The 6,555-nt window shown below is 33.9% G+C and carries 9 protein-coding genes; 3 read left to right on the forward strand and 6 right to left on the reverse strand.

The features are described 5' to 3' along the window. The 5 genes from FI695_00190 to FI695_00210 all read right to left on the reverse strand — a co-directional run. Positions 1-719 (reverse strand): NUDIX domain-containing protein (locus FI695_00190; GenBank protein MQG50381.1); only part of this gene is annotated, 719 nt, incomplete at its 3' end. 3 nt (positions 720-722) lie between these two features. Next, positions 723-971 (reverse strand): hypothetical protein, encoded by a 249-nt coding sequence (locus FI695_00195; GenBank protein MQG50382.1) that lies wholly within the window; start codon positions 969-971, stop codon positions 723-725. Positions 972-991: 20 nt separating this feature from the next. Then, positions 992-1,732 (reverse strand): dienelactone hydrolase family protein, encoded by a 741-nt coding sequence (locus FI695_00200; protein MQG50383.1) that lies wholly within the window; start codon positions 1,730-1,732, stop codon positions 992-994. A gap of 97 nt (positions 1,733-1,829) precedes the next feature. After that, positions 1,830-2,522 carry a uracil-DNA glycosylase gene (locus FI695_00205; protein ID MQG50384.1) on the reverse strand — a complete coding sequence of 231 codons (693 nt, stop codon included), beginning with the start codon at positions 2,520-2,522 and terminating at the stop codon, positions 1,830-1,832. After that, positions 2,512-3,084: an NAD(P)H-dependent oxidoreductase gene (locus tag FI695_00210; GenBank protein MQG50385.1), complete on the reverse strand. Its 573-nt coding sequence runs from the start codon at positions 3,082-3,084 to the stop codon at positions 2,512-2,514. The genes FI695_00205 and FI695_00210 overlap by 11 nt, the downstream gene beginning before the upstream one ends. Positions 3,085-3,143: 59 nt before the next feature. Between FI695_00210 and FI695_00215 the strand changes: the two genes are divergently transcribed. Both FI695_00215 and FI695_00220 read left to right on the forward strand, forming a co-directional pair. Next, positions 3,144-3,857 carry a haloacid dehalogenase type II gene (locus FI695_00215; GenBank protein MQG50386.1) on the forward strand — a complete coding sequence of 238 codons (714 nt, stop codon included), beginning with the start codon at positions 3,144-3,146 and terminating at the stop codon, positions 3,855-3,857. 11 nt (positions 3,858-3,868) lie between these two features. After that, entirely contained in the window at positions 3,869-4,927 is a 1,059-nt protein-coding gene (locus tag FI695_00220) for a hypothetical protein (protein MQG50387.1), read from the forward strand. A 28-nt stretch (positions 4,928-4,955) separates the two neighbouring features. Here the strand turns inward: FI695_00220 and FI695_00225 are convergent, their stop codons facing one another. After that, positions 4,956-5,711 (reverse strand): siderophore biosynthesis protein SbnG, encoded by a 756-nt coding sequence (locus tag FI695_00225; GenBank protein MQG50388.1) that lies wholly within the window; start codon positions 5,709-5,711, stop codon positions 4,956-4,958. Between the two features lie 70 nt (positions 5,712-5,781). On the opposite strand from FI695_00225, the gene FI695_00230 reads away from it, so the two are divergent. Continuing rightward, positions 5,782-6,555 (forward strand): MBL fold metallo-hydrolase (locus FI695_00230; GenBank protein MQG50389.1); only part of this gene is annotated, 774 nt, incomplete at its 3' end.

A 6,555-nucleotide genomic window follows, 5' to 3' on the forward strand; every position in this document is an offset into this window, starting at 1 on the left:
CATGGTTGTGAAGAATGACAAATGACACTTTTTATATCGACTCCTGATTCTTCTTTTACTTCTCTTCTTACAGCTTCTTCTATAGATTCTGCATGGTCCATAAATCCAGCTAATGCCGAATAAAAGCCATTTGCACGCCGTCTGTTTTGGCCAAGTAAGCAGTGTTGATCTTTATAAACCAACATTATTACTACAGGATCTGTTCTTGGAAAATGTTGCATTTCGCAACTTTGACATGTTCGAACAATTCCTCCTTTTTGTGGTATTGATAAAGAACCACATTTTGAACAATACCTGTGGCTACTATGCCAATAAATTTGACTTTTTGCCTGTGCCATAATGGCAACATCGGTTTCATTTGCAGATAAAGCTATTTCTCTGGGTTCAAGGAATTCCCAAGTGTCCAGTGTATTGACAGTAATGTTAGTTATATCTAGAGCAAAATATCCTACATTATCTTTTGTGCCGAGAAGATAAAAAAGGTCTTCAGATATAGTATCAGAAATCTGACTTAATGATTTTTTCGTCAGCCAGACTAGTTCTTTTGATTTGGATTCTACAGGAAATAATAAATTTTTTGCTAAAAGAAATTTAGTTTCCGGATTAGAAATGAGAGAAGAAATCCAATTTTGGTCTCTTCTCTCAACTTCGCTTCTATCTAAAATGTTACCTGCAAAAGAATGGAATATTTCTAAGTTGTTTCTTTTTTTATCTGACACGTATTAAACACCTTTAGCCATAGCATTTTCTATGGCTTTAATGAGTTTTACGGCAGATTCAGGACTTAACTCGACTGCAACTCGTTTATCTATGCCTAATTCTTCATTAACAAAATCTATATTTATTGCATGTTCTAAATCTGCATGGTCCGGATGATCAAAGTAAACATTTACTTCTTTCAAATTAAACCAACCTTGATTCCCTTTTCCGCAACCTTCTACAGTCGCTTTCTCCAAAATCATACTACACATAAAAAACCCCAGTTCTTGAATTAATTAATTTTTCTTCCTAAGAAGTCCCATATTTTATTCCAACCATCAACTGCCTGTTCTTGACGATACATTGGTCTATCATGATAGAAGAAACCATGGCCAGCACCGTCATATCGATGGAATTCGTATTCTTTGCCGGCTGATTTTAATTGATCTTCATGTATATTCACTTTGTCAGGGGTAGGGCTTTGGTCATCGTTTCCAAAAATACCTAGTAATGGGGCAGACAAATCTGCTGTGTAATCTGAAGGTGAAACAGGTTGTTTTTCTGTTAAACTTTCTGCATCCATAACAACATTGCCTCCCCAGCATTCAACGACAGCGTCAAATACGTCAAGTCTGCAACCTGCAAGAAATCCATGTCGTCCTCCTGAGCATGTGCCAAAAACTGCAGTTTTGCCATTATTGTCAGAAAGTTGTTTTAAATAATTTGCTGCACTTTCAAGATCACCCATTACTTGATCGTCTGCAACTCCACCAACTGATCGTACTTTAGCAGCTACATCTTCTGGTGTACCGTGGCCATCTCTATAATATAAATTAGGACAAATAGCCTGATATCCATGATGCGCAAATCTTCGTGTGAATTCTCTGTACAATTCATCCCAACCAGGTAAGTGATGAATTAAAACTACACCAGGGAAAGGTCCGTCACCAATAGGCTTAGCAAGATAAGCATTAATTTCAGTACCGCCATGCCCACTCATTGTTATAGTTTCAGCGATCATTCCTTCATACATATCGGTTGTATACATAATCTAGTCTCCTTTTCTGATTATTATTACTTTTATTAGTCATAAAATTATACAACTCAGAATATAGTAATAATAGTAAAATTTAATGTTTATTTTGCAATGAAATAGCTTTCGCTAATTTAAAAACATCATTGAACATTTCCGGAGTTAATCTTCCGGTTAATGTGTTTTGCTGGCTAGGGTGGTAAGAGGATATAAGGGTAATTCCATTACTTAGAATATATCTTTCATTATGCCCAAAAAGAGGTTTTGAGTCACTTGTTATTCCTAGTAATTTCATACTTTTTATATATTGATCAAATGCAATTTTCCCTAGAGCTACAATAACCTTTAGGTTCGTTAATATTTTTATCTCTTGTAATAAATATCTCTGACATGTTTTAATTTCATAAAGTGTAGGTTTGTTTTGTGGAGGAACACATCTGACTACAGCTGAGATATAGCAATCTGTAAGCTCTAAACCATCTTGAATATTTGTAGATTCAGGTTGACTACATAATCCATTATTAAAAAGAGTTTGATACAATAAATTACCACTACTGTCTCCAGTGAACATTCTACCAGTTCTATTTGACCCATGTGCTCCTGGAGCCAGACCTAATATGAAAATTGATGCATCAATTTCACCAAATGATGGGACAGGTTTTCCCCAATAATTATCCGATAAGAAAGCTTTTCTTTTTTTTCGTGAAATCATGTTTCTATGATCTACTAATCGTTCACATAATGTGCAATTAATTATTTCGTCATTGAGATTTGGCAGATTATTTTTCATTTAAGCAATACTTATATATATCCTGAGCAACTTTAGTTAATTTTTCTAGAATATTACTATCATCAATATGATTATTGTTAACATATTTCCAAGTATGTTCAATACCTACATAAGTATTATCAATAATTGTACTTTTGGTATGGATTAATATACTTTGCAAGTGTTTTTGGGAGTTTTTTGTTCCAGAACCTCCACCAGCCCCAATAATTGCAACAGCTTTACCTTCTAATGGTCTTGTAGGATGGTTATCTTTTCTTGATGCCCAATCTAATGCGTTCTTTAATACTCCCGTGACCGATCCATTATATTCAGGAGAGGATATCAGAAGTGCATCGGAATCTCTAATTAAATCTCTAAACTTTTCCACTTCTTTGGGGAAATGAAAATCACTTTCAAGGTCGTTATTGTAAATAGGGATATTATTTAAAGGATAAATTGAAATATGCATTTCATTTTCAAGCAAATCTTTGCTGATTTTTTGAGTTTCCATGATAAGTAATGTGTTGTATGATTCTTTCCTAATACTGCCAGATATTCCTAAGATTTTAATAGGTTTTTTCATAATACGCCTTATAGTAATACTAAATAATTGGTAGATTATATCAAAAAGAGGAGCATGATGTGTTTCAGAAAGAAGTAAAAGCTCTGGTCTTCGATGTGTTTGGTACAGTTGTCGATTGGAGAACAAGCATTATCGATGAATGCGAAATACTAGGTCAACAAAAACACATTGATATAGATTGGCCTAAATTTGTTGATGATTGGCGAGCAGGTTATAGACCAGCAATGGATAAAATCCGTAATGATGGCGAAAAATGGCGTGTACTAGATGAACTTCATATGGATATATTATTAGACTTGATAAAAAGTTATTCAATTTCATTAAATTCTGAAGAAATTATTCATTTGAATAAATGTTGGCATAGATTACATCCATGGAAGGATTCAGTTAATGGGATTACTAGATTGAATTCAAAGTTTATAACTGCAACTCTTTCAAATGGTAATGTCGGTCTGTTAACTAATATGGCTAAATTTGCAAAATTACCATGGACTTGTATACTTTCTGCGGAAATATTTAAACACTACAAACCAGATGATGAAGTATATAAAGGTGCAGCAAATATATTAGATTTAGATCCTAAAGAAGTAATGATGGTAGCTGCACATAAATCTGATTTATTAGCAGCAAAAAGTAATGGTTTAGTTACAGCATATATAAATAGACCATACGAATTTGGAAAATATAGTGTAGAAGTAGAAGATGTCGAAAAAGATATAGATATTTGGGCATCTGATTTAGAATCTCTTGCAGATCAATTAGAGTGTAATTAAGGAGTTAAATTATGAATGATAATATAGGTTTAATCGGCTGTGGTGCGGTAGGTAGTTATGTAGGTGCTTATCTTACCCAAAGTGGAGAAAATATAACATTGATTGATATGTGGCCAGAACATGTCCAAACTATGAAAGATAAAGGATTGAGAGCAAGTGGTAGCCAGGGAGACTTTACTGTTCCTGTAAATGCGATTGGCTTAACAGAAGCTCAATCCCTTCGTGAAAAATTTGATTATGCATTTATTTGTGTGAAATCTTATGATACAGAGTGGGCAACTCATTTTATAAAACGATTTGTAAAAGATGACGGATATTTTATAGGAATACAAAATTGTTGGAATGATCCAATTATTGGCAGTGTTGTTGGTTCTGAAAACGCTCTTGGTTGCATTGCATCCAACATTGAGGTTGCTTTATGGGAACCGGGTCATGTAAATCGTGGAGGCATACCTGGTCGTGATAGAGGTCATACTGTATTTAGAGTTGGGGAACACGATGGAACTATTACAGAACGCGCTGAATACATTGCTCAAAAACTTGACGTTATAGATTTAGGTTACGCTACAGATAATCTATGGGGTGAACGTTGGACAAAGTTGTGCATGAATGGTATGGGAAATGCTATTTCAGCAATGACACAAATGGGGTCACAAGATATGGCTGCCGATCCAACTATTCGACATATAAGAATACATTTGGCAAAAGAAGGTACTAAAGTTGGTTTAGCTCAAGGTTTAAATATACTTAATGTTAATAGTAAATCAGCAGATATTTGGGCTGATGCAGATAATCCAGAGACATATGAAGAATTAGATGAACATATTGCTAGCAGTGCCACAAGTCGAGTAAATTGGCTCGCATCAATGGCGCAAGATGTTTATAAAAAAAGAAAATCAGAAGTTGAACAGATGAATGGCTTGATCGTAGAAAAAGGAATCGAAACTAATATTCAGACACCTTACCACAACGCCATAGTTGAAGTTATGAAAGATGTTGATGCAGGAATTGTTGAACCTAGTAAAGAGTTAGCTGATAGAGTTTTGAAAATCGCTCAACAAAATCAATAGAACTTTATTTAATTATCTTTGGATACTATTACTTTATATTGGAGAGAAAAGTTTTTGTCCCTTGTAATAGTAATCCAGAGGTAGATAAAGTTAAGAATCTGGCTCCAAGTTCGATGGTTTTGTTGATATTTTCATAATCAGTAACTTGTATACCTCCAGTCCCAGCAGTTTTCCCACTGTTGTAAATTTTTTGAATCATTTCATGAATAGTATTGACAACCTGAGGGTTTTTGGTATCCCCGATAAAGCCCATTTCTTGGGCTATATCACCAGCGCCAATATGAATGATATCCAATCCTTCAACAGACAATATTTCATCGAGATTTTGAATGCCAACTAGATCTTCTACCATACAAATTACAAGAGTTTCGTTATTAGCAAATTCAAAGGGGTCTCCTTCAATATTTAACGTCCATCTACCGGGTGCAAATCCACGTTTCCCTAAAGGTGCATATTTTACAGAATTTACAACCCTAATTGCTTCTTCTTTAGTATTTATATGTGGAACGATTACTCCTGCAGCACCTCGGTCCATATAACGAAGTATTATATGTGGCTCATTTGAAGGTACTCGAACAAGAGGAGTTATCCCGACAACTTCAGCAGCTCTGATCATATTTTCTGCGATCTCTTCATTCATTGGTCCATGTTCACAATCTATAACTATGAAATCTAAATTTGCTTGACCTGCTATTTCTGATATAGAAGCGGCAGGAATATTGCAAATATATCCAAATACAGCTTGATTATTCTTAAGTTTTTCTTTAGTTTTGTTCTTATACATATTCTATCCTTTTAATACTATTAATATTTTTAATATACTATTTTACAACTAATATATAACAATTAAACTTATGGAAATCTATCCAAACATACATAATATTGTATCTGAAAATAAAACAGGGCAGGGAATTACTAATGCTTATTTGGTAACTGGTATCACAGGGTCTGTTTTAATTGATACTGGATGGAAAAGTGATGAACAATCAGAACGAATAATAAGTTACATTGATCAGTTAGGTTGCGCTTCATTAAAATATATAATCATAACTCATCGACATCCACCTCATTGGGGAAATGCAGAATTTGTAAAAAGGCACAATGATGCAGCTATTATTTCTACTGAGATAGAAGCCCCATATATTAATGATTATTTTGAAAATTATAAAGTTGATATAGAAATAGATGATAATTTTGATATTGATCTTGGTAATTTTGAAATATCAGTAATAAAAACTCCTGGACACACGTCAGGTACTTTAGCTGTTTTTGAAAAAGAAAATAAATATCTTTTTCCGGGGGATACTGTTATGGGAAAAGGTACATCTGTCATTAATCCGGAAGACGGGAAAATAGCTGATTATCTTGAAACGATTGAAAATTTTATTAAAATTGAACCTAAAGTGATATTTCCAGGGCAGGGTGACCCAATTACTAAAACTCAGGAGAAATTAACAGGCTTGATTGTGCATAGAGCAGATAGAGAGCAGGAGATAATTAACTTACTTAAACAGAAAGAATCGTCTGTTGAAGAATTATTTGCACAAATTTATGACAATCTATCAGAATGGTTATCTCATTTAGCAAAAAATCAAATAACAAGCCATCTTATTAAACTTGAAGATGAA

Source organism: SAR202 cluster bacterium (genome assembly GCA_009392515.1).
In the GTDB taxonomy this organism is placed as follows: domain Bacteria; phylum Chloroflexota; class Dehalococcoidia; order Lucifugimonadales; family UBA6952; genus UBA6952.